Genomic DNA, 25,405 nt, shown 5'->3' on the forward strand with positions numbered 1-25,405 from the left:
CCCGGCCGAGCGGCTACGCCCCGGCTCATCGGGCGGCCCGCACGTGCACGACGTCTCCGGCGCCCAGCGTGTAGCGCTCGCCGCCGGACTCCACCTGGAGGTGGCCGGACCCGTCGATGCCGGTCGCCCGCCCGGTCAGCACCTGCTCGCCCGGCAGCTCCACCCGGACGTCGCGGCCGACCGTGGCGCTGGCGGCGAGGTAGGCGGCGCGCAGCCCGGCGGCCTCGGCGTCGCCGCCCGCCGCCTCCCACTCGCGGTAGTGGCTCTCGACCTCGCGCAGCACGGCCCGCAGCAGCGGATCGCGGTCGACGCAGGCGGCCTCCTCGATGGCCAGGGACGTGGCCGTCTCGACCGGGGCCTCCTCCGCGCGCAGGGAGACGTTGAGCCCCATGCCGATGACGACGGCGTCGTCGACCCGCTCGGCCAGCACCCCGGCCAGCTTGCGCTCGCCCACCAGCAGGTCGTTGGGCCACTTGAGGCGCACGTCGACCTCGGCCAGCCGGCGCACGGCCGAGGCGGCGGCCACGCCGTACAGCAGCGGCAGCCACCCCTGGGTCGGAACCGGCGTCGTGGGCCTGAGCAGGACGGAGAACGTCAGCCCCGACCGTGGCGGCGCCGACCAGGCGCGGTCGAGCCGGCCTCGGCCGGCGACCTGCGACTCGGCCACCAGCACCCGCCCCTGCTCGGCCCCGGCCTGGGCGGCCAGGGCGAGGTCGGCGTTGGTCGAGCCGGTGGTCTCGACGACGGTGACGCCCGTCCACAGGGCGCCCGGACGCACGAGCGCGCGGTTGAGCGCGGCCTCCGAGAGCGGCGGACGGTCGAGGTCGGAGTAGCGCGAGGAGGCCATCCCCCTATCTTGGCCGAACTCGCGCCGAGGTCGTCGCACCGCACCGGCTGGTCTCGAAGTCCGCAAGAGGGGTAAAGATGGGGGGATGAGCAGACGTCCTGACCCTCGCAACTGGGCATCGTGGCGGCCCTTCGGCCTCGGGTTGCGCAAGCCGAACAACTACCTGGAGCTGTGGAAGGCGTTCAGGTCGGTCAAGGGGAACAGGCGTTACGCCTGGCGCATACTCAACCAGGGCACCTGCGACGGCTGTGCGCTCGGCACGCAGGGCATGCGCGACTGGACGATGGACGAGATCCACCTGTGCAACATCAGGTTGCGCCTGCTGCCGCTCAACACCATGCCCGCGCTCGACGTGTCGCTGCTGCGCGACGTCTCCGGGCTGGCCGGGCGGAAGAGCGCGGAGCTGCGGGAGCTGGGGCGGCTGCCGTACCCGATGTTGCGGCGGGCCGGCGAGCCCGGCTTCACCCGCGTCACGTGGGACGAGGCGCTGCGGGTGGCGGCCGAGCGGCTGCGCGGCGCGCGGTTCGGCACGTACCTGACCAGCCGCGGGGTGCCCAACGAGAACTACTACGCGGCGCAGAAGGCGGTGCGGGCGCTCGGCACGAACAACGTCGACAACGCCGCCCGCATCTGCCACTCGCCCTCGACGGTCGCGCTCAAGCAGACCATCGGCGCGGCGGCCACGACCTGCTCCTACACCGACTGGATCGGCTCGGACCTGATCGTCTTCATCGGCTCGAACCCGTCGAACAACCAGCCGGTCGCGATGAAGTACCTCTACCACGCCAAGAAGGCCGGCACCCGGATCGCCATGGTCAACGCCTACCGCGAGCCGGGCATGGACAAGTACTGGGTGCCCTCCAACGCCGAGTCCGCGCTGTTCGGCACGAAGATCACCGACGAGTTCTTCGGCGTGAACGTCGGCGGCGACATCGGCTTCCTCAACGGCGTGCTCAAGCACCTGATCGAGAACGACTGGGTGGACAAGGCGTTCGTGACCGGGCGCACGTCCGGGTTCGAGGAGGCGCGCAAGGCCGTCGAGGCCCAGTCGTGGGCCGAGCTCGAAGCGCTCTCGGGGGCGACCAAGGAGCAGATGTTCCGGCTGGCCGAGCTGCTCGGCCGGGCGCGCTCGGCGGTGCTGGTCTGGTCGATGGGCATCACCCAGCACACCTACGGCGAGGACAACGTCCGGGCGATCGTCAACCTGGCGCTCGCGCGCGGCTTCCTCGGGCGCGACAAGTGCGGGCTGATGCCGATCCGGGGGCACAGCGGGGTGCAGGGCGGGGCCGAGATGGGCGCGTACGCGACCGGCTTCCCCGGCGGCCTGCCGATCACGTCCGCCAACGCCGCCAAGTTCACCGACCTGTGGGGCTTCCAGGTGCCCGACACGGCCGGGCTGACCGCGACCGACATGATCGACGCGGCCCACCGGGGCGAGCTCGACGCGCTCGTCTCCTCCGGCGGCAACTTCCTGGAGGTGCTGCCCGACCCGGCCTACTGCCGCGAGGCGCTGTCCAGGCTGGGGCTGCGGGTGCACATCGACATCGTGCTGTCCTCGCAGATGCTCGTGCCGGGCGAGGGCGACGTGCTGCTGCTGCCCGCCCAGACGCGTTACGAGATGGTCGGCGGCGTGACCGAGACCTCCACCGAGCGGCGGATCATCTTCTCGCCCGAGGTCGAGGGGCCGCGCGTGGGCGAGGCGTGGCCGGAGTGGAAGATCTTCGCCGAGCTGGCCGCCCGTACCCGTCCGGAGATAGCCGACCATGTGCGGTTCACCGGCACTCCGCAGATCCGTGCGGAGATCGAGCAGGTCGTGCCGTTCTACCAGGGCATCTCCGGGTTGCGGAAGTTCGGGGACAACGTCCAGTACGGCGGCCGGCACCTCTTCGCCGACGGCCGCTTCCAGACGCCCGACGGGCTGGCCGTCTTCTCCGTGGTCGAGCCGCCCGCCCTTGAGCGCCCCGACGGCACGTTCAAGGTCGCGACCAGGCGCGGCAAGCAGTTCAACAGCATGGTCCACGAGCGGCTCGACGGCTTCAACGGCGCGGCGCGCGAGGCCGTGCTGATGAGCCCGTACGACGCCGACCGGCTCGGGCTGGCCGACGGCGCCCCGGTCGAGCTGCGCGCGGGCGAGCGCACCTACCAGGGCAAGGTGCTGCGCGCCCCGCTGATGCCGGGCAACCTGCAGATCCACTGGCCGGAGGGGAACGTCCTGCTCGACGAGGCCCGGCGCTCGCCACAGGCACGCATCCCCGACTACAACGCGCTCGTCACCGTGCGGCCGCTGTGAAGGCGCGTCCCGGGCCCACCACCCGCGTCCGCATCCGGGAGCTGGCCGGCTCCGGCGCCCGCGACCGGCGCGACGACCTGGCCACGGAGGAGCCGCTGGAGATCCGCCTCACCGGCGGCGACGGCACGCGCAAGACGGTCGCCATCACCATGCGCACGCCGGGGCACGACTTCGAGCTGGCCGCCGGGTTCCTGAGCGGCGAGGGCCTGGCCGGGCCGGGCGACATCGCGGCCATCGCGTACTGCACGGACGACGACCTGCCGCCCGAGGCCCGCTACAACACCGTCACCGTCCGCCTGCACGGCCCGGTGCCCGACCTGCCCGCGCTCGACCGGCACTTCCTCACCTCCAGCGCGTGCGGCGTCTGCGGCTCGGCCGGCCTCGACGCGCTGCACGGCCGGTGCAAGCCGAGTCCCAGGGGCTCGCTCGAACTCACCCCCGAGGTCCTCTACGGCCTTCCCGGCGCGCTGCGCGAGGCCCAGGGCGTGTTCGGCAAGACCGGCGGGCTGCACGCGGCGGGCCTGTTCTCGGCGTCGGGCAAGCTGCTGGCGTTGCGCGAGGACGTCGGCCGGCACAACGCCGTGGACAAGCTGGTCGGCTGGGCGGCGCTGGCGGACCGGCTGCCGCTGGCCGAGCACGTGCTCATGGTCAGCGGCAGGGCCAGCTACGAGATCATGCAGAAGGCGCTGGCGGCCGGCGTCCCGGCGGTCTGCGCGGTGTCGGCGCCCTCGTCCCTGGCCGTCGATCTGGCCAGGGAGTTCGGGTTGACGCTGGTGGGGTTCCTGCGCGGCGAGCGCTGCAACGTCTACGCCGGGCAGGAGCGCGTCACTGTCCAGCCGGTCACTGGCAGGCCACCGGCTGGGTGACCGTCAGCGTGGGCCTGTCGTTGTTCAGCACCTCCAGCGTGAGGTTGCCCGACTGCTTGCTCCCCTGGCGCCACCAGGCGGGCTGCACCTGGAGGATGCCGTTCTGGGGCACGGTCAGCTGGTTGCTCTCCAGCGGCACGCCGTTCATCAGCCAGCGGTAGCTCACCTGGGTGCCCGCCGGGGCGCGGAAGGTGCCGTACGCGGTCAGGTAGGGGGCCTCGTCGCAGCTCCCGTAGAAGGCCATCGGGGTGAGGGCGCTGATCCGTACGTACGGGGCCGGTGACGGGACGGCCCGGCACACCCAGTTGTACGCCTCCTCCTTGACCGGCTTGTTGTGGTTCAGCACCTCGATGCGGATCCTCCCGTTGCCGCTGGCTCGCGCTGAGTTGTACCAGAAGTCGCCGATGTGGGTCTTGACGCCCGCGTTCACCTGCTGCGACCTGGGCCAGCCCGGCACGCCGTCCACGACCACGCGGTACTGGACCTCGGTGTCGCGGTCCGCGACGACCGTGGCCTCCGCCCTGAGCCCGACGGACCCGTTGCACTCGCCGCGGAACAACGGCGTCAGCATGTCGTGGAAGGTCACGTACGCCGGGGGCGCGGCGGAGCCGCAGGCGAAGTTGAAGCCCTGCTCGGCCGTGCCGCCCTGGGCGACGAGCCGGACGCGGTGGGCGCCGACGTTGGAGGTGCCGTAGTTCCAGGTGGCCGAGACGGCCTGCGACCTGGGCTGGGCGCTCTCGGGGAAGGAGAGCGTGGCGCCGCGCAGCTCCTTGTCGTCGAGCTGCCAGGAGTAGGCCACGGTGGTGGCCGGTCCGGGCGGGAGCTCGACGTGCCCGGCGACGTTGTAGGTGACGGGCGCGGCGCACGTGCCCGAGTAGTTGCCGGGGGTGAGCCCGTCGATGACCACCTGTGGCACGTCCGCCGCGGTCGCCGCGGTGGCGGCGGCGGGCACGGTGACGGCCGGCAGGCCGCCGAGCAGCGCGGCGCCCAGCAGCAGGGCTGTCCATCTCATCCTGGGGTTCCTCCTCGCGATGACGGAACCCCAGGATGATCAAGGCGGCTTGTGTCCCGGTTGGATCTGCCTTGTGAGGGCTATTCGCAGGTCACTGGATAGGTGCCTTCGGTGGCCGGCTTGTTGTGGTTCAGCACCTCCAGCCGGACCACGCCGGAGGTCTTCGTGTCCCGGTTCCAGTAGGCCGCCTGCACCTGGAGCAGGCCGCCGGCGTTGGTCTTGTACGTGGCCGGCTCCGTGGGCCTGCCGTCGATGACCCAGCGCCAGGTGATCTCGGTGTCCGGCGCGGCGCGGAAGGCGCCGTGGGCGGTCACGTACGGGGACTCGGCGCAGTCGCCGAAGTAGTGGACCGGCCGGAACTCGCTGATCCGCACCGTGCCCGGCGACGGGTCCACCGGCACGCAGGTCACCGTGTACGGCTTCTCCCTGACCAGCTTGTTGTGGTTCAGTACTTCGATGCGGATCACACCGCTTCCGGTGGCCTTCGGGGAGATGTAGAAGAAGTCGCCGATCATCTGGGCCCTGTTGGGCTTGGCCTCCTGCGTCCTGACCGGGCCGGGCTTGCCGTCCACGACGACGCGGTAGCGGACCTCGGCCTCGCGGTCGGTGGTGATCCGGGCGTCGGCCCGCATGCCGATGGAGCCGGTGCAGTCGCCCCGGTAGACGGGCGTCAGCATGTAAGGGATGGCCAGCTTGGCGGGGTCGGGGTCAGCCGTGCAGGACAGGGCGAACGTGCGCTCGGCGGCCTGGGCCGAGGCGGGCCGGGTGGTCAGGGCCAGCTTGTGGGAGCCGGTCTTCGACTGGTCGAGGCTCCAGGCGGCGGTGACGTCCTGCGACCTGGGCTGGGTGCCGGCCGGGAAGCTGACGGTCTGGTGCTGCCACTCGGTCCCGTCGAGGGTCCACCAGTAGCCGACGCTGGCGGCCGGGCCCGCCGGGAGGGTGATGCGGCCGGTGGCCTGGTAGGCGATGGGCTCGTCGCAGTAGCCCTCGTAGTCGCCGGGCGTCAGGGCGCTGATCGCCGCCTGCGGCTGCTGCGCCGGGGGCTCGGAGGTCGTGGTCGGCTTGGGCGTCGGCGAGGTCGTCGGCGTCGGGGTGGGCGTGGTGGTGGGCTTGGGGCCCGGCGTGACGCGGCAGGTCACCTCGTACGACGCCCGCGCGGAGTCGTGCCCGCCGGCGTTGAGAATCCGTACCGACTTCCAGCCCGCGGTGGAGGTGCCCACGGACAGCGGCAGCGTGACCTGCCTGCTGCGCGGGTCGCCGGCGGCGAAGTACAGCGACTCGACCGCGCCCTCGCCCGTGGCGCTGTCGATCCACTGGTAGCCGACCTTGGCGGGGGTGCGCGACACCTGGATGGTCGCGGTGAACGTCACGCTGGCCGGGCAGCGGCCGTCCTGGCGGGGCGGGCTCGCCTGCACGCTCGCGGCCGCCTCCAGCGGTCTGTCCGGCTGGGCGGGCAGCGGGTTGACCACGTCGTACCGCTGCGGGGCTCCGGCGCAGGCGACGCGGAAGCGGGCCTTGGCCGACAGGCCGCGCCGGCCGAGCACCTCGACGGCCTGCCAGCCGGTCGTGTCGCGGTCGAAGGTCTGACGGTCCCTCACGACGACCTTGCGCGCGCCGTTGACGCGAAAACTCCTGATGGCGCTCTTGCTGCGGTCACCGCGTACCCAGCGGTACCGCACGGTGCCCTTGCCCTTGGCGGCCACGGTGGCGGAGAAGGCCACGGTCGTGGGGCACTCGCCCGCCTGACCGGCGGGTACGGCCCTGACCCGGGTCACCGAGGTCGCCGGGGCGGCCGCGGCCAGGGCCGGAGGAGCGGCCAGCAGGCTGCCGAGCATCACCGCGCCCAGCAGCAAGGCTGTCCTTTTCATGAGGGGGTCCCTTTCTGCGCTCGTCAAAGCCCCCATGCTGCTCAGTGATCCTTGGAAGTCACTTGGAACCGCCTTGTACCCATTGTGGAATGAAGCATTCCGTTCTGCTATAGTTGGAACAGAACAAGCCGTTCCGTTTCTTCGGTCGAGAGGACCCCCTCATGAACATCCGCCCGTTCCGCATCGAGATCTCCCAGACCGACCTCGACGACCTGCGGGCCCGGCTCGCGCTGACCCGCTTCGCCGACGAGATCCCGGGCGCCGACCAGGGCGTGGGCGTCGAGCGGGTCAAGCGCCTGGTGGCCCACTGGCAGTCCGGCTTCGACTGGCGCGCCCAGGAGGCCAGGCTCAACGCCTACCCGCAGTTCACGACGGAGATCGACGGGCAGAACATCCACTTCATCCACGTACGCTCCGACAACCCCGACGCCCTGCCGCTGATCCTCACCCACGGCTGGCCCGGCACCGTCGCCGAGTACCTCGACGCGATCGAGCCGCTGTCGCGCCACTTCCACGTGGTGGTCCCGTCCCTGCCCGGCTTCGGCTTCTCCGGCCCCACCAAGGAGCTCGGCTGGAACAACCGGCGCATCGCCGGGGCATGGGCCGAGCTGATGGCCCGCCTCGGCTACGAGCGCTACGGCGCGGTCGGCAACGACGGCGGCTCGATGATCTCCCCCGAGCTGGGCCGGATCGACGCCGAGCACGTCGTCGGCGTGCACGTCACCCAGCTGTTCTCCTTCCCCTCCGGCGACCCGGCCGAGTTCGCCGGGCTGAGCGAGGAGGACCAGGCCGGGCTGGCCGTGCTCGACTGGTTCTGGAAGGAGAAGGGCGCGTTCAACGTCCTGCAGTCGCAGCAGCCGCAGACGCTCGCGCACGCCGTCGCCGACTCCCCCGCCGGGCTCGTCGGCTGGCTCGCCCAGCTCTTCGACGAGGACCTGGACGACGACTTCGTGCTGACCAACGCGTCGATCCACTGGTTCACCGGCACCGCCGGCTCAGCCCTGCGGCTCTACTGGGAGAACGCCCGCATGGAGCAGCCGCAGGAGCCGACGACCACCCCCACCGCGCTGGCCATGGCCGAGGGCGACTTCAAGTCGATCCGCCGCTTCGCCGAGCGCGACCACCGCGGCATCGTCTCGTGGAAGACCCTGCCCGCCCCCGCCCGCGGCCACTACACGGCCCACACCGCCACGGAGGCGCTCACCTCCGACATCACGGCCTTCTTCGACAGCCTGCGCTGATCCCCCGCGCTTCGGACGGCCCGGCCCCCCGCCGGGCCGTCCGCGCGTGCTCAGCCCGTGTTCTGCAGGCCGGCGGCCACGCCGTTGACCGACAGCAGCAGCAGCGTGGACAGCCGCTCGCGCTCCTGCTCCGACAGGTCCTCGGTGCGCATCGCGCGCAGCGCCCGCAGCTGCAGGTGCGACAGCGCGTCGACGTACGGGTCGCGCAGCTGCACGGCCCGCGAGAGCACCTTGCGGTTCTCCAGCAGCCGCGTGTGGCCGGTCACCCGCAGCACCAGCTCGCGGGTGCGGTCGTACTCCTCCAGCACCTGGCGGGCGAAGTCGTCGCGGCCGCCGAGCGCCAGGTAGCGCTTGGCGATCGACCGGTCGGTCTTGGCCAGCGACATCTCGGCGTTGTCCAGCATCGCGTTGAACAGCGGCCATTCGGCGTAGGCCGCGCGCAGCTCGTCGAGGGAGCCGACGGCGGCCAGGCCGGTGCCCAGGCCGTACCAGCCGGGCAGGTTGACGCGGGTCTGGGCCCAGGCGAACACCCACGGGATGGCCCGCAGGTCGTCCAGCGAGCGCGGCGCGCCCAGGCCGCGGCGGGCCGGACGGGAGCCGAGCCGCAGCGAGCCGATCTCCTCCAGCGGGCTGACCAGCGCGAACCACTCGGGGAACCCGGGGGCCTCGGTGAGCGCCCGGTAGGCCTCCTCCGAGGCCGTGGCCACCTGCCCGGCCAGGCCGCGGAACCGCTCGGCGGCGGCCGCCGTACGCGCGCCGACCGTGGGCGAGGAGGCCAGCAGCACGGCGTTGGTGACCTGCTCCAGATGGCGGCGGGCGATGGCGATGTGCCCGTAACGAGCGAAGATGACCTCGCCCTGCTCGGTGACCTTGAAGCGGCCCGCGACCGAGCCCGGCGCCTGCGCCAGCACCGCCCGGTTGGCCGGGCCGCCGCCGCGGCCGAGCGCGCCGCCGCGGCCGTGGAACATGCGCAGTTTGACGTCGTGCTCGTGGGCCCACACGGTCAGCTCCTCCTGCGCCTCGTAGAGGCGGAGGGTGGCGGCCGCCGGGCCCAGCTCCTTGGCCGAGTCGGAATAGCCGAGCATGATCTCCATGCGCCGGCCGGTCGCGGCCAGGCGGTCCTGGATCTGCGGGATCTCCAGCATGCCGCTCAGCACGCGCGGCGAGTTCGCCAGGTCCTGGCCGGACTCGAACAGCGGCACCACGTCGAGCACCGGCGCCCGCTCGCCCAGGGCGTGCCCGGCCAGCTCGTAGACGGCCGCGATGTCGTCGGCCGAGCGGGTGAAGGAGACCACGTAGCGGGAGCAGGCCGTGACGCCGAACCGCTCCTGGATCCAGGCGATCACCCGGATCGTGGCCAGCACCTCCTCGGTGCGCTCCGACAGCTCGCCGCCGGCCCTGATCTCCTCCAGGGCCGCCGCGTGCACCTGCGAGTGCTGGCGCACCTCCAGCTCGGCCAGGTGGAAGCCGAACGTCTCGACCTGCCAGAGGAGGTGCTGCAGCTCCCCGTACGCCTGTCGCGGCGCGCTGCCCGCCAGCGACTCCTGCACCAGCCGCAGGTCGGCCAGCAGCTCGGCGGGCGCGCGGTAGGCGAGGTCGAGGTCGCGGCGGCGGGTGGCGGCGATGCGGGCGGCCACGTACAGCAGCCACTGGCGGTGGGGCTCGCGCGGCGAGCGGGTGGCCAGCTCGGAGACCAGCTCGGGATGCGCGTCGACGGCCGCGGCCAGCGCGCCCTTCAGCTCGGCCGAGCAGGGCGAGAACTGGATGGAGGCGGTCAGCGTGCGGGCGATGCGCGTGCAGGCCGTCTCCAGGGCGGTCAGCACGTGCTCGGACTGGATCTGGATCGTGTCGCGGGTGACCTTGGCGGTGACGTTGGGGTTGCCGTCGCGGTCGCCGCCGATCCAGCTCCCGTAGCGGATGAAGGGCCTGGCCAGCGGCGGACGGGTGCCGGTGCCCGCATCGAGCGCCGCGTCGAGCGAGCGGTAGACCTGGGGCACCATGCGGAACAGCGTCTCGTCGAAGGCGGCCATGGCCGTGCGCACCTCGTCGAGCGGGTCGAGCTTGGTGGAGCGCAGCTGGGCCGTCCGCCACAGCAGGTCGATCTCCTCCAGCAGGCGGCGCCTGCTCTCGGCGCGCTCGGAGGCGCCGCGGCCGGGCGCGTTGTACTCGGTGAGCTGGCCGCTGATGCGCTGGATGGCGGTGACGACCGCGCGCCTGCGCGCCTCGGTGGGATGCGCGGTCAGCACCGGGTGCAGCTCCAGGCCCTGCAGCAGCTCGCGCACGCGCTCGTCACCGAGCTCGTGGACGGCCTGCGCCAGCGACTCCCGCTGCACCCTCCCCTCGGCGTCGCGCTCGCGCAGCGTGCGGATGCGGTAGTGCTCCTCGGCCAGGTTCGCCAGGTGGAAGTAGCAGGTGAACGCGCGGGCGACGGCGACCGCTCGCTCGATCTCCCATCCGGCGACCATTTCGGTGATCTCGTCGGCGGAAATCTCGCCTCTGCGCGCCGCGATGACGGCCTTGCGCAACCGTTCGACGTCGGCCAGCAGGTCTTCGCCACCTTGTTCGGCGATCACCTGGCCGAGCAGCTTGCCGAGCATGCGCACGTCGTGGCGCAGCTCGTCAGGCATCTCGGTCACGGCGGCACTACGACGCTCGAGCCCCTGGTCAATCATGCTTCGAAGGGTATCGACTCGCTTTCGGCGACCGCATGGCGGTCTCGCCCATTGGACTAGACCACTCCCTAGCTGGGCTTGGACACCGCCGCCAGCAACTCCGGAAGACGGGGGAAGCCGATCTTGCCGGCGAGGCGTCTGCCGAGCACCTCGATCAGCAGGCCGTAGAAGGGCGCGAGCACCGACACCCACATCAGCCCGAACACCAGCGGCAGCACGATCGGCAGCGACATCAGCGCGATCCCGAGCATCGCCCCCATCGACGACGCGAACGCCTGACCACCCTGCCCGGGCGCGGCGCCGCTGAAGGCGTTCATCCGCTCGGGCAACGTGTACGGGATCGTCACGCTGGTCACCGAGCCGACCCCGAGCCCGACGCCGAGCGCGCCCAGCCCGGTCAGGAACGCCGGCACGACGGCCTCCTGGCTGCCGGTGAGCAGCGCGGCCACGACCGCCACGAGCAGCAGCAGCGGCGCGGCGACCAGGCAGTTGGCCAGGTGGCGGCCCGCCAGGTCGCGGCGCAGGTCCTCCTCGGAGCCGAAGGCCACGGCGTTCATCCACAGGGAACGCCCGTCGATGCCGAACGCGTTGCCCGACTGCAACGAGATCATCAGCGCGCCCATGCCGGTGATCAGCACCGGCAGCACCGGCCCCACCTGCCCTTCGGTGCTGTTGTTCAGCGAGAACGCCAGGACGACGGTCACCACGACCGAGGAGAACCAGCCCACGCGGAACCTCGGCTCCCGCCTGATGTACTTCAGCTCCTTGGTCACCACGGCCGCCAGCGGCCCGTCGGGCAGGAGCCGGTCGGCCAGGCCGCGTTCCCGGCGTACGGAGGCGGCCTGCGTCGAGGCGTCCGGCGAGACCAGGGCCCGGCCGAGCGCCTTGATCCACAGCCAGGCGATCACCACGACCAGCACCGCGACGGCGGCCAGCTCCGCCACGCCGACCAGGCCGCCGTCGGCCATGGCGTGCGCGGCCATGCCCGGCGGCGTCCAGCGCAGGACGCCGGCCAGCCGGTGGAGGATCGCGGCGGGGTCGCCGAGGCCGCGGTTCATCAGCAGGTTGGGCAGCTGCGCCAGCAGCACCACGAACAGGGCGGCCACGGCCAGCACGTCACGCCCGCGCCGGCTGCGCAGCGCCCCGGACAGCGAGGTGGTGATCAGCCGCGAGGTGACCACGCAGAGCGCGAACTGCAGCAGCACCGCGGGCACGCCGAGCAGCACGCCCCCGATGCCCGTGGGCAGCCCGACCAGCGCGCCGGCCGTGACGACCAGCATCGCCAGCGGCCACGCGCCCGTCGCGGACGCGGTGAACAGCCCGACGGCCAGCTCGCGCGTACGCAGCGGGAACAACGACAGCCGCGCCGGGTCGAGCGTGTCGTCCAGCCCGAACGCCAGCAGCGGCACGATCATCCAGCTCACCAGGAAGAACGCGAACGCGACGATCACCAGCTCGGCGGCGACGTCGGAGGGCGCCAGCCTGAGCAGGCTCATCAGCAGGAACCCGAGCACGGCCAGGCCGGCCGCGGCGAGCAGGGTGAAGACGAAGCCGAGCTTGCGCTGCACGTCGCCGCGCAGGTTGCCGGCCATCAGGCGCAGTTTGAGCCGCGCGAACAGCGCGGCCGTCGCCATGGGCGACCCCGTGACGGCGGACGCCCTGGCGGCTCCTTCCGCGGCGGTCCCGGCGGCGCTCACGGCGTGTCCCCGGGCGTGGCGGCGGTCGGGGGCACGGCCGGGGGTGCGGTCGGGGGCTGTTCGCCGTGGCGGGCGCCGAGCCAGCTCAGCCCGGCCTCGCCGTGGGCGCGCGGGCCGCCGCCGACCAGCCGCATGAACGCCTCGTTGAGGCTGGAGCCGCCGCGCACCTGCTCCAGCGGCCCCTGGGCGACGATGTGGCCGCCGCTCATCACCGACACCCAGTCGCACAGCCGCTCGACGAGGTCCATGACGTGGCTGGAGAAGATGACCGTCGAGCCGGAGGCGGTGAACCGCCGCAGCACCTCGGTCAGGGTGTTGGAGCTGACCGGGTCGACCCCCTCGAACGGCTCGTCGAGAAAGAGCACGGACGGGTTGTGCAGCAGCGCCGCGGCCAGCCCGATCTTCTTGCGCATGCCGGTGGAGTAGTCGACGACGAGCTTGTCGGCGGCCCCGGTCAGGTCCATCACGTCGAGCAGCTCGCCCGCGCGCTGCTCGACGTCGGCCTTGGGGATGCCGCGCAGCCGGCCGTTGTAGAGCAGCAGCTCGCGGCCCGACAGCCGCTCGAACAGCCGCAGCCCCTCGGGCAGCACGCCGATGCGCGCCTTGACGGCGACCGGGTCGCGCCAGACGTCGAACCCGTCGATCGCGGCCTGGCCGCCGTCGGGCCGCAGCAGGCCCGTGATCATGCTCAGCGTGGTCGTCTTGCCGGCCCCGTTGGGACCGACCAGGCCCGCGAAGCTGCCCGCCGGGACCACGAGGTCGACCCCGGCCACCGCGACCTGCGCGCCGTAGCGCTTGTACAAGCCGTGGGAGCGAACCGCATCCGTCATGGATCCACTCTAGGAGGACGGGTTAGCCTAACGCGCATGAGCGCAGCCGCCGATCCCATGCCGGAGATGCCGGACATCCACACCACCGCGGGCAAGATCGCCGACCTGGAGCGAAGGCTCGACGAGGCCGTGCACGCCGGCTCGTCGTCGGCGGTGGACAAACAGCACGCCAAGGGCAAGATGACCGCGCGCGAGCGGGTGCTCGCGCTGCTCGACGAGGGCTCGTTCGTGGAGTTCGACGAGTTCGCCCGCCACCGGTCCACGATGTTCGGGCTGGAGAGGCGGCGGCCGTACGGCGACGGCGTCATCACCGGCCACGGCACGATCGACGGCCGCCAGGTCTGCGTGTTCTCCCAGGACGTCACGGTCTTCGGCGGCTCCCTCGGCGAGGTGTACGGCGAGAAGATCGTCAAGGTGATCGACCTGGCGCTCAAGACCGGCTGCCCGATCATCGGCATCAACGAGGGCGGCGGCGCGCGCATCCAGGAGGGCGTGGTCGCGCTCGGCCTCTACGCGGAGATCTTCAAGCGGAACGTGCACGCCTCCGGCGTGATCCCGCAGATCTCGCTCATCATGGGCGCCGCGGCCGGTGGCCACGTCTACTCGCCCGCCCTGACCGACTTCGTGGTGATGGTGGACCAGACGTCCCACATGTTCATCACGGGCCCCGACGTGATCAAGACGGTGACCGGCGAGGAGGTCACGTTCGAGGAGCTGGGCGGGGCCCGCGCGCACAACACCAAGTCGGGCGTGGCCCACTACCAGGCCACCGACGAGGAGGACGCCCTCGACTACGTCAAGGCGCTGCTGTCCTACCTGCCCTCCAACAACCTGGACGAGGCCCCGGCCTTCGCCGCCGCCGCCGACCTGGAGCCCGACCCCGAGCTCGACCTGGTGATCCCCGACTCCCCCAACCAGCCGTACGACATGCACCAGGTGATCGAGCACGTGCTCGACGACGGGGAGTTCCTGGAGGTCCACGCGCTGTTCGCGCCGAACATCGTGGTCGGCTACGGCCGCGTGGACGGCCAGCCGGTCGGGGTCGTCGCCAACCAACCGATGCATTTCGCCGGATGTCTGGATATCGACGCCTCCGAGAAGGCCGCCAGATTTATTCGAACTTGTGATGCCTTTAATATTCCGATCCTGACTTTTGTTGATGTACCGGGATTCCTCCCAGGCACCGATCAGGAATGGAACGGAATCATCCGCCGCGGCGCCAAGCTCCTGTACGCCTACGCCGAGGCCACGGTCCCGCTGATCACGGTCATCACCCGCAAGGCGTACGGCGGCGCGTACGACGTCATGGGCTCCAAGCACCTCGGCGCGGACGTCAACCTCGCCTGGCCCACCGCCCAGATCGCGGTCATGGGCGCACAGGGCGCGGTCAACATCCTCTACCGGCGCGAACTGGCCGCCTCCGACGACCCCGACGCCGAGCGCGCCCAGCTCGTCACCGAGTACGAGGACACTTTGGCCAATCCGTACATCGCGGCCGAACGCGGCTATGTGGACTCGGTGATTCGGCCGTCCGAAACCCGGCCCCAAGTTGTCCGGGCACTTCGCGCGTTGCGTAACAAGAGAGCCTCGCTACCGCCGAAGAAGCATGGGAACATTCCTCTATGAGCGACCACCTGCGCATAGTCCGCGGCGACGCCACGCCCGAGGAGATCGCGGCCGTGGTGGCCGTGCTCGCCACGCGCCGGAGCTCGTACGCCGAACCCGAGAGACCCCGTAGACAAACATGGCGAAACCCCGCTAGAGGTATGCGTAACCCTGGCCTGCCGGGGAAGGCGGCTTGGCGGATGAGCGCACTACCCTAGATAGATCCCGGGAATCGGGTGTCAAGTTCCCCGGGAGTTGGGACTATCTAGAGAAAGTAGGCGTATATAGTCAGCCGATCAACTAACACCGCGGCCTGGAGGACGACATGGCCATCCCAGACCTCATGCCGCATCCTGTGGCAGCCAAGTACGCCGTCCTAGTGGATGTCGGTTATCTCTACGCTGCGGCAGGTGAGGTGCTGCTCGGCGCGAAGGAACGCAAGGAATATCGGGTGGCCGCCGATGAGCTCATCCAGAGTCTACAGAAACATGCAGAGGAACGTATTTCCGGCGAACTTCTGCGGATCTATTGGTATGACGCCGCCCGTGACCGTGTGCCGACCGTCGACCAGCGTGTCATCGCCCAGCTCCCATGGGTCAAGGTACGCCTCGGCAACCTCAACGCCCGCGGCCAGCAGAAGGGCGTCGACGCGCAGATCAGGAGCGACCTGGAGGCGCTCGCCCGGCATCACGCGGTGACCGACACGATCCTGCTGGCGGGCGATGAGGACATGGTTCCGGCGGTCGAGGCGGCGCAGGCGTACGGCGTGCGCATCCACCTGTGGGGTGTCGAGCCGCCCTACGGCACCAACCAGGCCGAGCGCCTGGTGTGGGAGTCCGACACGGTGGAAGTGATCTCCGCCGATTTCCTGAGGCCCTTTTTCAGTCGCGCTCCGCAGCCGGTCGCGGTCACCCCGCCCGTCGCGGCTCCCTCGCCCGCCCAGGTGTTCGCCGGGCGCGCGCCGGTCAAGCCGCACGCCAAGCCCGGTCAGGTCGCCAAGCTGGGGCCCAGCCGTCCACGTGTGGAGGACGTCGGCGAGCACGTCGCCCAGAAGTGGATACTCACCCGCGGCCGCGACAACATCCGCGACCTGCTGCCCGGCCCGATCCTGCCGACGGTGATCGACACCGAGCTGCTGATCGAGGCGGAGAAGGAGCTCGGGCACTCGCTGCGGCCCTACCCGGAGGCCCGGGTCTGGCTGCGTGACGGGTTCTGGGCGCGCGTCTACCGGGAGTTCGACCTGGGGGTGGGGGTCTCCTCCAAGTAGAGCAGCGTCTCGGCGACCGCCGTTCGGGCGTAGAGCACGTACCGGCCGGTGCGGTGCGCGGTGCACAGGCCGGCCTTGCGCAGCGCCGTCAGGTGCTGGTTGACGCCGGGCTCGGAGAGCCCGGCACGCTGGGCGAGGTCGCGCGTCGAGGCGGGCTGGTCCAGCTCGGCCAGCAGCCGGGCGCGCGTCCTGCCGAGCACGGCGGCCAGCGCCTCGGGCGGGTCCACCTCGCGGCGCTCCCAGAGCGTCGCGATGCCGCGCGGCGCGTAGCGCACGGTCGGCTGGTACGGCGGCGTCGTGACCGACAGGACCCGCGGCCAGGCGAACACGCACGGCACCAGCAGCAGCCCGAGCCCTCTCAGTGACCGGCGGCCGGACACGTACCGGTGCTCCAGCCGCAGCGTGCCGTCGTCCCAGGTGACGGTGTCGTCGAGGTCGGCCAGCATGCGCTGGGCGCCGCCCTCGGCCAGCAGCCGGGCGCGGTGCAGGATCTCGCCCTCCAGCAGCGACCTGATCCGCGGCCAGTACGGCGCCATCGCCGCCTCCCAGTAGCCGGCCACCTCCGCGGCCAGGCGTTCGAGGCCCTGTTCCGGATCGTCGTAGAGGGCCTGCACCCGTTTCGTCCGGGGACCGCCGATGTGGTCCAGGTCCGTGCGGACCCGTGCGGCCGCGCCCCGCATCGTGGCGAGTTCCAGCTCCAGGTCCGGCATGGACGTCGAAGGCGGCGTGCAGGTGAAGCCGGCGATCGAGATGGTGGGCACCGGGACCAGGTCGGACAGCAGCCGCCAGTCCACATCATGGAGGCGGCGGCGCACCTGATCGGCCCAGGGACGCAGGAGCGGGTGCGCGGCCGGGTTCTTCACCACGCGCGCGCTGGCCACGACCTCGCCGAGCGGGGAGACGGCGAAGCGGATGTTGGCGATGTCGCGGGCGGTGAACGTCAGGTCGAGGGTCATTGAATTTGCTTGTCACTTAATCGATAGCGGCCTTGCCCGACATTTCAGCATCCTGCCGACATGTCAGCAACCTTGGTGGAAACTCCGCTCCTGCGGCTTCGCGCGTTCCGCAACCTGTTCGTCGCCGGGACGGTCAGCCAACTCGGCAGTCAGATCACCTACGTCGCCCTTCCCCTGCTCGCCGTGACCGCCCTCGGGGCGGGCGCGGGCGAGGTCGGGCTGCTCTCGGCGCTCGCCACGCTCACGGCCCTGGTGATCGGGCTGCCCGCCGGGGCGTGGGTGGACCGCGTCCGGCGGCGCCGCCTGATGATCGCGATGGACGCCGCACGGGCCGCGGCGCTGCTGTCGGTGCCGGTGGCCTGGTGGGCCGGGATGTTGTCCATGGCGCAGCTCTACGTGGTGACGGTGCTCGTGGGGGCGGGATCGCTGCTGTTCGACGTGGCGTCCATGAGCATCGTGCCGGGGCTGGTCGGGCGCGAGCGGCTGACGTCGGCCAACTCGCTGCTCGTGGGCACGGGCGCGGGCATGGACGTCGCCGGACGCAGCCTCGCCGGGGTGCTGGCCCAGGTCGCGGGCGCGCCGCTGGCCGTGCTGCTGGACGCGCTGAGCTACCTGTGGTCGGCGGCCTGGCTGCGCGGCGTCCCCGAGCCGCCCCTCCCCCTGGACGGCTCGCCGGAGGCCGCGGAGTCCCTGCGGGCCCGGATCGCGGAGGGCGTGCGGTTCATCCTCGGCAACCGGGTGCTGGTCGCGGCCCTGATCCAGGGCACGATGGCGAACCTGGCGTTCCCGCTCTGCTCGGTCCTGCTGCCGGTGCTCATCGTCGGGCGGCTCGGCTACCCGGAGTGGGTGCTCGGGGCGTACCTGGCGGTGGGCGGGCTCGGCGTGCTCGCCGGGTCGTCGTCGGCCCATCTGCTCGGCCGGCGCTTCGGCACGGGCCGCGCGGTGTGGGTGGTCAGCCTGGCCACCGCCCCGGCCGCGCTGGTGATCCCGTTCCTCGACGCCGGGCCGTGGCTGTGGGCCGCGGCGGCGGCCTGGTTCGTGCTGACGTTCCGTACCGGGGTGAACAACGTGCTGCTGGTGAGCCTGCGGCAGCGCGTCACGCCGGACCATCTGCTCGGCCGGATGACCGCCACCATGCGGCTGCTGCTGATGGGCGCGGTCGGCCTCGGCGGGCTGCTGGCCGGGCTGCTCGGGGAGCTGTGGGGGGTGCGCGCGCCGCTCTGGGCGGGTGCGGTGATCATGGCCGTGAGCTGGCTGCCGATCCACTTCTCAGCGCTGCGCCGATCAGGTCCGAATACCGCTGGTCGGCTGTACTGACCTGCTGACCTGCGTTTTCATGGTGAGGTCCGATTTCCGCCGGTCGGCACCCGCGGCCCGCGCATAGTCTCGGGGGCATGTCACCCCTAGAGCTCGACTTCGACTCCTGTTACCGGGCGGTCTCCGCCAGGGACTCCCGGTTCGACGGGCGCTTCTACACCGCGGTGACGACGACGCGCATCTACTGCCGGCCGATCTGCCCGGCGCGTACCCCCTCCTCCAGGAACGTGCGCTTCTACCGGCACGCGGCCTCGGCCGAGGCGGCCGGGTTCCGGCCGTGCAAACGCTGCCGTCCCGAGCTGTCGCCCGGCGATCCCGGCTGGGACCTGCGCGGCGACCTCGTCGGCCGGGCGCTGCGGCTGATCGACGACGGAGCCGCCGACGAGCGCGGCGTGGCCGGGCTGGCCCGGCGGCTGCACATCACCGAACGCCACCTGCACCGGCTGTTCGTGGCCGAGCTGGGCGTCGGGCCGCTGGCCGTGGCCCGCACCAAGCGGCTCCTGCTGGCCAAGCAGCTCCTGACGGAGACCGGGCTGCCGGTCACCGAAGTGGCGTTCGCGGCCGGGTTCGGCAGCGTGCGGCAGTTCAACGCCACGATGCGGGAGACGTACGGCTTCACGCCCAGCGAGCTGCGCGCCACGGCCGGACGCCCGGCGGCGCCGCCCGAGCCCGAGGCCGCCGGGCCGGTCACGCTGAGGCTGCGGCTGCACCGCCGGGAGCCGTACGACGTGGCGGGCGTGTTCGGCTTCCTGACCTCGCGCGCCATCCCCGGCCTTGAGGTCGCGGGCCCGGAGTCGTACTCCAGGGTCGTGCCGGGCGGGACGATCACGCTCACCCCCCGGCGCGACCACATCGCGCTCGACGTGGCCCTGGCCGACACCCGGCAGCTCGCCCGCATCGTCGCCCGCTGCCGCCGCCTGCTCGACCTGGACGCCGACCCCGACGCCATCGCCGAGGCGCTCGGCCAGACCTCGCTGGCCCCGCTCGTCGAGGCGCGGCCCGGACTGCGGGTGCCGGGCACGTTCGACGGCTTCGAGCTGGCCGTACGCGCGGTGGTCGGCCAGCAGATCTCGGTGGCCGGAGCCCGTACGCTGCTCGGCCGCATCGTCGCCAGGACCGGCGGCCCGCTCTTCCCCACCGCGGCCGAGCTGCGGGAGGCCGACCTGACGGGCCTCGGCCTGACCAACCGCAGGATCGCCACCCTCGCCGACCTGGCGGGCCGGGTCGCCGACGGCGACATCGACCTCGACGGCGGCCAGGACCCGGCCGAGGCCGTGTCCGAGCTGCTGAAGGTGCCCGGCATCGGCCCCTGGACCGCCAGCTACATCGCGCTGCGCGCCCTGCGCGACCCCGACGCCTGGCCCACGGGCGACCTCGTGCTGAAAAAGCGCATGGCCGCCCTGGGCATCCCCGACGACCACATCGAACGGTGGCGGCCCTGGCGGGCCTACGCCGCCCTGCACCTCTGGAGCTCTTCATGATCACCGCTCAGGTCCTGCCGACGCCGATCGGCTCGCTGTCGCTGCTCACCCGCGAGGGCGTCCTCGTCGCGGGCGGCTTCACGGCCGACCCGGCGGAGATGTTCGTCCGCCTCACCCCGGCCCTGCAGGCGGAGGGCCTCGACGTGGTGGACGACCTCGGCGCGCCCGCCGAAGCCGTCCGGGCCTACTTCGACGGCGACCTCGACGCCCTGGACGCCGTCCCGGTCTCGCAGCCCGGCTCCCCCACCCGCAAGCGCCTGCACGAAGCGCTGCGCGAGGTCCGCGCGGGGACGACGGTCTCGTACGCCGAGCTGGCCCAGGCCGCCGGCCTTCCCCGTACCGCCGCCCGCGCCGCCGGCTCCGCCTGCGCCCAGAACCTCATCGCCCCCTTCGTCCCCTGCCACCGCGTCCTGCCCAGCACGGGCGGCTACGGCGGGTACTACTACGGCGTCCCGGTCAAGGAATGGCTCCTCGCCCACGAAAGCGGACAAACGCCCGTCTCCTAGCCGAGCCGGGGTGGGGGGGTTGGCGGCATAGAATGGGGCTCATGCGACGTTAGACGGCGTAGGCATCATTTGCAGGCGCCGACTAATTGTTGACACGAGCACGAGGAGGAGGGGGTCCACATGCCTCTGGCCGACGACGCCGTGGAGGCGCGTGCCCAGGGGTGGCGCACCCTCGCCGCCCTGCACGCGAAGATCGAGGACAGGCTGGAGAAGGCGCTGCAGAAGGCGCACGGCCTGAGCGTGAGCGAGTACACGGTGCTCGACGCCCTGGCCCGCCAGGACGGCTGGCACATGCGCATGCAGCAGCTCGCCCGCGCCGTCGTGCTCAGCCAGAGCGCCACGACCCGGCTGGTCACCCGGCTGGAGAAGCGCGGCCTGCTCAAGCGCTACCTGTGCGAGGACGACCGGCGCGGCATCTACTCCGAGGTCACCCCCGACGGCCGCGACCTGCTGACCGCGGCGGGCCCGACGCACGACACCGTGCTGAAGGAGGTGCTGGCGGAGGCGGCCGAGCAGCCCGAGCTGGCACCGCTGGCCGCGGTCATCGCCTAGGCCCGGCCGGCTGCGGTGATCGCCCAGGCCGGCACCGGCCGCCGCTAGGGCTTCACGTTGCTCTGGATCTCGCCGACCGGCACGTCCCGGGTCGCCCCCACCTCGACCGGCGCGAACTGGAACGGCACCGCGTCACCCGTCGTCTCCACCGGCCACGACGTGGTGACGGTGAGCCGGTACGCCTCGCGCGGCTGGTCGATCGAGGCCCGCAGGTAACGCACGCCACAGGCGAACGAGGCCCCCTTGGCGTACGGACGTCCGGCCGCCCCGCAACCCTCCTCGCGCACCTCCGCCCGGTCCTTGGCGGTGCCCGGGTCGATCTTGATGCTCTTCAGCGTGGCCACGACGGTCACGCTCATGACGCCCGGGATCTCCGCGGTCACCGATCTGCGCCGCTCGCCCAGCCCCTCCAGCCACACCCAGGTGGGCAGGTTGACGTAGCTCTTGGCGTCGGGGCTCAGTTTGATCGTGGGCTCGGGCACGGTCAGGGACGCCCTGGCGATCTCGGCGAGCTCCCGGATCGTGATCCCGGCGGGCGGCGTCGTGCCCGGCGGCACGAACACGAACGGGTCGAGCGCCGCGAAGCAGACCTGCCCCTTCGGGTCGGAGGCGTCGTACGCCGGGCCCCACCAGCGCCCGTCCTTGCCGACCTTGTCCTTGAACTGCTTGAGGAACTCCTGGAACCCCTCCTCGGACGCGTCCTTGGTGTACCTGAACCAGTAGTCGCGCAGGGCCTCCTGCGACTTCAGCATCTCGGCGCCCGTCATGCCGGGCTCGTACCAGCAGGGGCGTTTGAGGACGTATCCGTCCGCGGTGCCGCCCTTGGCGCCGTTGCCGGAGATGACGATCCTGGAGTTGCGCAGCTCGATCCCTCTGGTCCGGCCGTGCTCGATGGGGCTGCCGGCCGTCTCGCCGGGGTCGTCGAGCTGGCCCAGCAGCATCAGGGCCGCGGTGGCCAGCGAGATCACGCGGTTCATCGCGCGCATCCTTCCTTGTCATAGAGGAATTCCCGGATCCGCCACACGCCGTCGTCGCCGCGGTGCGCGAGGGCCCTCTGGAGGTAGGGGGCGCGCATGATGGAGGGCTGGGGCGAGACGGCCTCGCCGCTGCTCGCGCTGACCACGCGTACCTTCGACTCGTCCACGCAGGTGTCGACCTGCGCGCCCTTGTCCAGCACCTTCGTGACCCGCAGGCCGTACAGTCTGGCGACGCCCTGCACCCTTCTGTCCTCCTCGGTGTACCGGCGTACTCCGTCATACGCCTGGCGCACCGCCTGGAGTTCGAGATCCAGATCCTTCAGGTATCGATCGCTTCCGGAGACCATCACCTTGCGGGAGGCGAGGTACCAGTCGGTGATGACGCGCATGAGCGGGTCGCGCCGGGCGGGCCAGTCGATGTCGACCCGCAGCTTGCCGCCGCCGACCTCGACCGTCTCGACGCCGGGCGCGTCCGCGGAGGGCCGCGCCGAGCCTCCGGTCGCGGGCGCCGTCGCGGTCGCCGCGGCGGTCTCCGACGGGCCCGGCTGCGGCGTGTACGGCCGCTCGGCCTGCCCGCACCCCGCCACCAGCAGGACGAGCGCGACCACCGTCATACGTCTCATGCGGACGACTCCCTCACCACGTGGATGCGCCACGAGGGCAGCAGTTCCTCGATCAACGCCTCGGTCTCCGGGGCCATCCCGCCGCCGTACGGGTGGGAGGCGGCCCTGCGGGTCAGGACCTCGACCACGGCCCGCATGCGGACGGCGTCCCCGGTGGCGTGGGTGGCCCGCAGCAGGTCGCGCCAGAGCCCCTCGTCGTCGGTCGCCAGCAGCAACGCCGCGCGGACGGCCGCCACCGCCGCGTCCGGCTCGTCCTGGGCCAGCCGCAGCTCGCACAGCCGGTGGGCCGCGTCGGCCACGCCGGCCGCGACGTCGTACTCCAGGTCGTCGGCCGCCAGCCAGGCGTACCGGCCGGACGGGCGGTTGGCCAGGAGCGGGCCGCGTACCAGGCCGAGCGCCTTCTCCAGCAGGACGGTGCGGGCCGTCGGGTCGTGCCGGGAGCGGCGGACCAGCTCGCGGAACAGGGCCCAGTCCGTACGGACCTCGGAACCGAGCCTGAGCCGCCCGGCCTCGTCGACGTGCAGGTGCTCGGGGCCGAGCCAGTCGGCGACGCGGGCGATGGTGGCGTCCCTGACCATGGTCTGCACCCCACGCGGCCACAACACGCCCCCGAGCACGACGGGGTGCACGCCGCCGGGATGTGTGGCCAGGTAGATCAGCAGTTCGGTGGCCAGCGCCATGCGGCCCTCTTCGAGGGGCGCGAGCCCGGCGATCTGGATCGGGCCGAGCATCCTGATCTCGACGGCGGGCGGGTGCAGGCCCTCCAGCGGCTCCGCCTCGGGACAGGCCTCGCCGTCGAGCCGTCCGGCAGTGCGGAAGAGGTCGACCAGCGCCTTGTAGTGGCGGCGCGGCAGGAGCTGAGCCTCGACCTCGAAGCCCAGCTCGGCGATGCGCGCCCTGCCGTCGTCGCCGATCTCCAGCGTCCAGGTGGCGTGCGGGACGTCGCCGGCCAGGACGTACCCGGCGGTGTCCCGGCGGGCCAGCAGCGCCAGGCGGCGGGCCTCCTCGTGCGTGGGCGCCACGGCCGACAGCAGGTAGTGGGCCTCACGCGGGCTGCCGGAGACGCGTCCGGTGAGCACCTCCCTGCGCGGCGCGGCGGTCGCCTCCAGCTCGGGCAGCACCTCGGCCAGGCCGCCGACGGCCCTGATCCGGTCGGGGGCGATCGCGGTCAGCTCCTCGCCGAACCCGACGAGCGTGATGCGCATGCGGTCGGACCAGCGGTTGGTGGCCAGCTCGACGGCGAGCGCGGCCAGCGCCGCGGTGGTCTGCGGGCCGCGGATGTTGATCAGGCCCTGCGCGGCCTCCAGGTCGATCAGCACCCGGCCGCTCGCGTCCGTGCCGATCGAGACCAGCCCCGGGTACGGCGCGCCGCCCGCCTGCTCCTCCAGCAGGCGGCCTTCGTGGGCGGGCAGGCGCCACACCTGGCCGCCGTCCTGGGCCGTCCACGGCTCGGGCGGGTCGTCGTCCGGTGGGTGGATCCACAGGTCGAGCGTGCGCGGGGACAGGTGGGCGCCGTAGACGGTGGGCGGGGTGCGGTGCTGGGCGGCCAGTTCGGCGCCGAGCAGCCGCAGCCCGATGTCGAGGATGCGGGCGCCCGGCGCGTCGCCGCCCAGCCTGAGCGCGACCTCGGCCTGGGCGGCGTCGTCGCGCGGCCGGACGATCCGGCGCCCGAACACCCGGCGCCACAACTGCTCCCGCCGCCTCCTGGCCAGCAGGGCCAGCAGCCCGGCGGCGGCCAGCGACGCCCCGGCCAGGTAGTCGATCAGGTCGAGGCTCTGGGCCTCCCTGATGGTGATCTCGGGCTGGTCCTGCCGGACGTCGGGCTTGCGGTGCCTGGCCTGGTCCTTCTCGCTCTTCTCGGCGCTCTTGCCCTCCGTGGCCTTCTTGGCGGCGTGCTGCCGGGCGTCGGGCTGGGCGCGGGTGTGGGCCACGCCGGGGTGCTCGCGCAACGTCTGCTCGCGGGACTGGCCGGTGGGGACGATGTGCACGTTCCTGGCGTCGTCCGGCATGTCGAGCACCCAGCCGGGCCTGATCAGGTCGGCCATGCGCAGGCGGGTGCCGTCCGGCTGCTCCTTGGCCTGGTTGAGTCGGTAGATTTCGGGATATCGGCGGCCGTCTCCCAGGCACTTCTCCGCGATCTCCCACAGGCTCTCGTGGTGCCGCCCGTGCGGGGGCTGCACGACGTACACCTTCTTGGTCTTGTGGGTCTCCAGCGTCTGCTCGACGATCGGCGCGGAGTAGGCGACCGCGGTCACCGGCGGCGCGGCGGGCGGCGCGGCCATCCGCGCGATGGGCGCGATCATGGCCCCGGCCGTGAACAGCAGCAGCACCGCGCCGACGAGCTTGTTGGCCAGCGCCTGCGTGCCGCCCGACAGCGGTACGCGGGCGGGCATCCCGACCCTTCGGACACCGGCGTACACCTCGACCAGCACGCACACGAAGAGCTGGAACCAGGCCAGCCACACCAGCAGCACCAGGACGGCCTGGATCGTGCTCGGCCCGGCCTCGGCGGTGAAGAAGCGCAGGTCGAGCATCTCGGACGTGACCGGCGGCCCGGCGAACATGAGCAGCGCGTACGGCACCCCGCCCACCAACGCCACCAGCGCCACCAGCGCGGCGAGCCCGGCGAGCACGTCGCCGAAGGTGCGCCTGGCCGGGATGCGCGCAGGCGGCCGCCTGGGCTGGTGCCGCCCCGGAGGACGCGCCGGCTCCCGCGTCGGCTCTCGCGTCGGCATCGCCGCTCCCTTCTTCCGTCCAGCGTCCTGCCTCGTGCGTTGCCCCGGCCACCGAGTGGCGGG

Annotated in this window: 20 protein-coding genes; 10 read left to right on the plus strand and 10 right to left on the minus strand. The window is 72.2% G+C overall.

The genetic code is table 11. The annotated features are described in order from the left end of the window. Positions 1–25 precede the first annotated feature (25 nt). Positions 26–847, minus strand: coding sequence for a biotin--[acetyl-CoA-carboxylase] ligase (locus ABZ444_RS09540; protein WP_357994552.1), 822 nt, complete (start codon positions 845–847; stop codon positions 26–28). 85 nt (positions 848–932) lie between these two features. On the opposite strand from ABZ444_RS09540, the gene ABZ444_RS09545 reads away from it, so the two are divergent. Further along, entirely contained in the window at positions 933–3,137 is a 2,205-nt protein-coding gene (locus ABZ444_RS09545; protein WP_357994553.1) for an FdhF/YdeP family oxidoreductase, read from the plus strand. Then, entirely contained in the window at positions 3,134–4,003 is an 870-nt protein-coding gene (gene fdhD, locus ABZ444_RS09550; protein WP_357994554.1) for a formate dehydrogenase accessory sulfurtransferase FdhD, read from the plus strand. The genes ABZ444_RS09545 and fdhD overlap by 4 nt, the downstream gene beginning before the upstream one ends. Here the strand turns inward: fdhD and ABZ444_RS09555 are convergent. Together ABZ444_RS09555 and ABZ444_RS09560 are read right to left on the minus strand one after the other, a co-directional pair. Then, entirely contained in the window at positions 3,978–5,015 is a 1,038-nt protein-coding gene (locus ABZ444_RS09555; RefSeq protein ID WP_357994555.1) for a hypothetical protein, read from the minus strand. The two genes, fdhD and ABZ444_RS09555, sit on opposite strands and share 26 nt — an antisense overlap. 80 nt (positions 5,016–5,095) lie before the next feature. After that, complete coding sequence (locus tag ABZ444_RS09560; protein ID WP_357994556.1) at positions 5,096–6,883, minus strand: hypothetical protein; 1,788 nt, start codon at positions 6,881–6,883, stop codon at positions 5,096–5,098. A 161-nt stretch (positions 6,884–7,044) separates the two neighbouring features. On the opposite strand from ABZ444_RS09560, the gene ABZ444_RS09565 reads away from it, so the two are divergent. After that, positions 7,045–8,124 (plus strand): epoxide hydrolase family protein, encoded by a 1,080-nt coding sequence (locus ABZ444_RS09565; RefSeq protein WP_357994557.1) that lies wholly within the window; start codon positions 7,045–7,047, stop codon positions 8,122–8,124. Between the two features lie 50 nt (positions 8,125–8,174). Here the strand turns inward: ABZ444_RS09565 and ABZ444_RS09570 are convergent, their stop codons facing one another. The 3 genes from ABZ444_RS09570 to ABZ444_RS09580 all read right to left on the minus strand — a co-directional run bounded on the left by ABZ444_RS09570 (position 8,175) and on the right by ABZ444_RS09580 (position 13,323). Continuing rightward, complete coding sequence (locus tag ABZ444_RS09570; RefSeq protein ID WP_357994787.1) at positions 8,175–10,751, minus strand: phosphoenolpyruvate carboxylase; 2,577 nt, start codon at positions 10,749–10,751, stop codon at positions 8,175–8,177. 113 nt (positions 10,752–10,864) lie between these two features. Further along, on the minus strand, positions 10,865–12,493 hold the full coding sequence (locus ABZ444_RS09575; protein WP_357994558.1) for a hypothetical protein: 1,629 nt from the start codon (positions 12,491–12,493) through the stop codon (positions 10,865–10,867). Then, positions 12,490–13,323, minus strand: a complete 834-nt coding sequence (locus tag ABZ444_RS09580) for an ABC transporter ATP-binding protein (RefSeq protein WP_357994559.1) — start codon at positions 13,321–13,323, stop codon at positions 12,490–12,492. The genes ABZ444_RS09575 and ABZ444_RS09580 overlap by 4 nt, the downstream gene beginning before the upstream one ends. A 36-nt stretch (positions 13,324–13,359) precedes the next feature. Between ABZ444_RS09580 and ABZ444_RS09585 the strand changes: the two genes are divergently transcribed. The 3 genes from ABZ444_RS09585 to ABZ444_RS09595 all read left to right on the plus strand — a co-directional run bounded on the left by ABZ444_RS09585 (position 13,360) and on the right by ABZ444_RS09595 (position 16,195). After that, entirely contained in the window at positions 13,360–14,949 is a 1,590-nt protein-coding gene (locus ABZ444_RS09585) for an acyl-CoA carboxylase subunit beta (protein ID WP_357994560.1), read from the plus strand. Beyond that, positions 14,946–15,146: an acyl-CoA carboxylase subunit epsilon gene (locus ABZ444_RS09590; RefSeq protein WP_352361841.1), complete on the plus strand. Its 201-nt coding sequence runs from the start codon at positions 14,946–14,948 to the stop codon at positions 15,144–15,146. The genes ABZ444_RS09585 and ABZ444_RS09590 overlap by 4 nt, the downstream gene beginning before the upstream one ends. A 107-nt stretch (positions 15,147–15,253) precedes the next feature. Continuing rightward, a complete protein-coding gene (locus ABZ444_RS09595) occupies positions 15,254–16,195 on the plus strand; it encodes an NYN domain-containing protein (protein ID WP_357994561.1) in 942 nt (313 codons plus the stop codon). Here ABZ444_RS09595 and ABZ444_RS09600 read toward each other — a convergent pair. Beyond that, positions 16,153–17,151, minus strand: coding sequence for a DUF5937 family protein (locus ABZ444_RS09600; RefSeq protein ID WP_357994562.1), 999 nt, complete (start codon positions 17,149–17,151; stop codon positions 16,153–16,155). The genes ABZ444_RS09595 and ABZ444_RS09600 overlap by 43 nt on opposite strands. Positions 17,152–17,211: 60 nt before the next feature. On the opposite strand from ABZ444_RS09600, the gene ABZ444_RS09605 reads away from it, so the two are divergent. The 4 genes from ABZ444_RS09605 to ABZ444_RS09620 all read left to right on the plus strand — a co-directional run bounded on the left by ABZ444_RS09605 (position 17,212) and on the right by ABZ444_RS09620 (position 21,007). Further along, a complete protein-coding gene (locus ABZ444_RS09605) occupies positions 17,212–18,468 on the plus strand; it encodes an MFS transporter (RefSeq protein WP_357994563.1) in 1,257 nt (418 codons plus the stop codon). A 77-nt stretch (positions 18,469–18,545) separates the two neighbouring features. Next, positions 18,546–19,949: a DNA-3-methyladenine glycosylase 2 family protein gene (locus ABZ444_RS09610; protein ID WP_357994564.1), complete on the plus strand. Its 1,404-nt coding sequence runs from the start codon at positions 18,546–18,548 to the stop codon at positions 19,947–19,949. Beyond that, on the plus strand, positions 19,946–20,455 hold the full coding sequence (locus ABZ444_RS09615; protein WP_357994565.1) for a methylated-DNA--[protein]-cysteine S-methyltransferase: 510 nt from the start codon (positions 19,946–19,948) through the stop codon (positions 20,453–20,455). The genes ABZ444_RS09610 and ABZ444_RS09615 overlap by 4 nt, the downstream gene beginning before the upstream one ends. Before the next feature lie 120 nt (positions 20,456–20,575). Further along, a complete protein-coding gene (locus tag ABZ444_RS09620; RefSeq protein WP_352361855.1) occupies positions 20,576–21,007 on the plus strand; it encodes a MarR family transcriptional regulator in 432 nt (143 codons plus the stop codon). A 44-nt stretch (positions 21,008–21,051) separates the two neighbouring features. Here ABZ444_RS09620 and ABZ444_RS09625 read toward each other — a convergent pair whose 3' ends face one another. Genes ABZ444_RS09625 through ABZ444_RS09635 form a run of 3 tightly spaced genes read right to left on the minus strand, consistent with a single transcriptional unit; the run spans position 21,052 to position 25,342 of the window. Next, a complete protein-coding gene (locus ABZ444_RS09625) occupies positions 21,052–21,984 on the minus strand; it encodes a hypothetical protein (RefSeq protein WP_357994566.1) in 933 nt (310 codons plus the stop codon). After that, the gene (locus ABZ444_RS09630; RefSeq protein ID WP_357994567.1) at positions 21,981–22,607 is read right to left on the minus strand and encodes a hypothetical protein; all 627 of its coding nucleotides are present in this window, start codon (positions 22,605–22,607) and stop codon (positions 21,981–21,983) included. Before ABZ444_RS09630 ends, ABZ444_RS09625 begins: the two co-directional genes overlap by 4 nt. After that, the gene (locus ABZ444_RS09635; RefSeq protein ID WP_357994568.1) at positions 22,604–25,342 is read right to left on the minus strand and encodes a BTAD domain-containing putative transcriptional regulator; all 2,739 of its coding nucleotides are present in this window, start codon (positions 25,340–25,342) and stop codon (positions 22,604–22,606) included. The genes ABZ444_RS09630 and ABZ444_RS09635 overlap by 4 nt, the downstream gene beginning before the upstream one ends. Between the last annotated feature and the right edge of the window lie 63 nt (positions 25,343–25,405).

This window comes from Nonomuraea sp. NPDC005730 (genome assembly GCF_040630865.1).
In the GTDB taxonomy this organism is placed as follows: domain Bacteria; phylum Actinomycetota; class Actinomycetes; order Streptosporangiales; family Streptosporangiaceae; genus Nonomuraea.

Coding starts and splice junctions, on each gene's coding strand:
- ABZ444_RS09540 (WP_357994552.1), bottom strand. CDS start 847: ATGGCCTCCTCGCGCTACTCCGACCTCGACCGTCCGCCGCTCTCGGAG.
- ABZ444_RS09545 (WP_357994553.1), top strand. CDS start 933: ATGAGCAGACGTCCTGACCCTCGCAACTGGGCATCGTGGCGGCCCTTC.
- ABZ444_RS09555 (WP_357994555.1), bottom strand. CDS start 5,015: ATGAGATGGACAGCCCTGCTGCTGGGCGCCGCGCTGCTCGGCGGCCTG.
- ABZ444_RS09560 (WP_357994556.1), bottom strand. CDS start 6,883: ATGAAAAGGACAGCCTTGCTGCTGGGCGCGGTGATGCTCGGCAGCCTG.
- ABZ444_RS09565 (WP_357994557.1), top strand. CDS start 7,045: ATGAACATCCGCCCGTTCCGCATCGAGATCTCCCAGACCGACCTCGAC.
- ABZ444_RS09570 (WP_357994787.1), bottom strand. CDS start 10,751: ATGCCTGACGAGCTGCGCCACGACGTGCGCATGCTCGGCAAGCTGCTC.
- ABZ444_RS09580 (WP_357994559.1), bottom strand. CDS start 13,323: ATGACGGATGCGGTTCGCTCCCACGGCTTGTACAAGCGCTACGGCGCG.
- ABZ444_RS09585 (WP_357994560.1), top strand. CDS start 13,360: ATGAGCGCAGCCGCCGATCCCATGCCGGAGATGCCGGACATCCACACC.
- ABZ444_RS09590 (WP_352361841.1), top strand. CDS start 14,946: ATGAGCGACCACCTGCGCATAGTCCGCGGCGACGCCACGCCCGAGGAG.
- ABZ444_RS09595 (WP_357994561.1), top strand. CDS start 15,254: ATGGCCATCCCAGACCTCATGCCGCATCCTGTGGCAGCCAAGTACGCC.
- ABZ444_RS09600 (WP_357994562.1), bottom strand. CDS start 17,151: ATGACCCTCGACCTGACGTTCACCGCCCGCGACATCGCCAACATCCGC.
- ABZ444_RS09605 (WP_357994563.1), top strand. CDS start 17,212: ATGTCAGCAACCTTGGTGGAAACTCCGCTCCTGCGGCTTCGCGCGTTC.
- ABZ444_RS09610 (WP_357994564.1), top strand. CDS start 18,546: ATGTCACCCCTAGAGCTCGACTTCGACTCCTGTTACCGGGCGGTCTCC.
- ABZ444_RS09615 (WP_357994565.1), top strand. CDS start 19,946: ATGATCACCGCTCAGGTCCTGCCGACGCCGATCGGCTCGCTGTCGCTG.
- ABZ444_RS09620 (WP_352361855.1), top strand. CDS start 20,576: ATGCCTCTGGCCGACGACGCCGTGGAGGCGCGTGCCCAGGGGTGGCGC.
- ABZ444_RS09625 (WP_357994566.1), bottom strand. CDS start 21,984: ATGAACCGCGTGATCTCGCTGGCCACCGCGGCCCTGATGCTGCTGGGC.
- ABZ444_RS09630 (WP_357994567.1), bottom strand. CDS start 22,607: ATGAGACGTATGACGGTGGTCGCGCTCGTCCTGCTGGTGGCGGGGTGC.
- ABZ444_RS09635 (WP_357994568.1), bottom strand. CDS start 25,342: ATGCCGACGCGAGAGCCGACGCGGGAGCCGGCGCGTCCTCCGGGGCGG.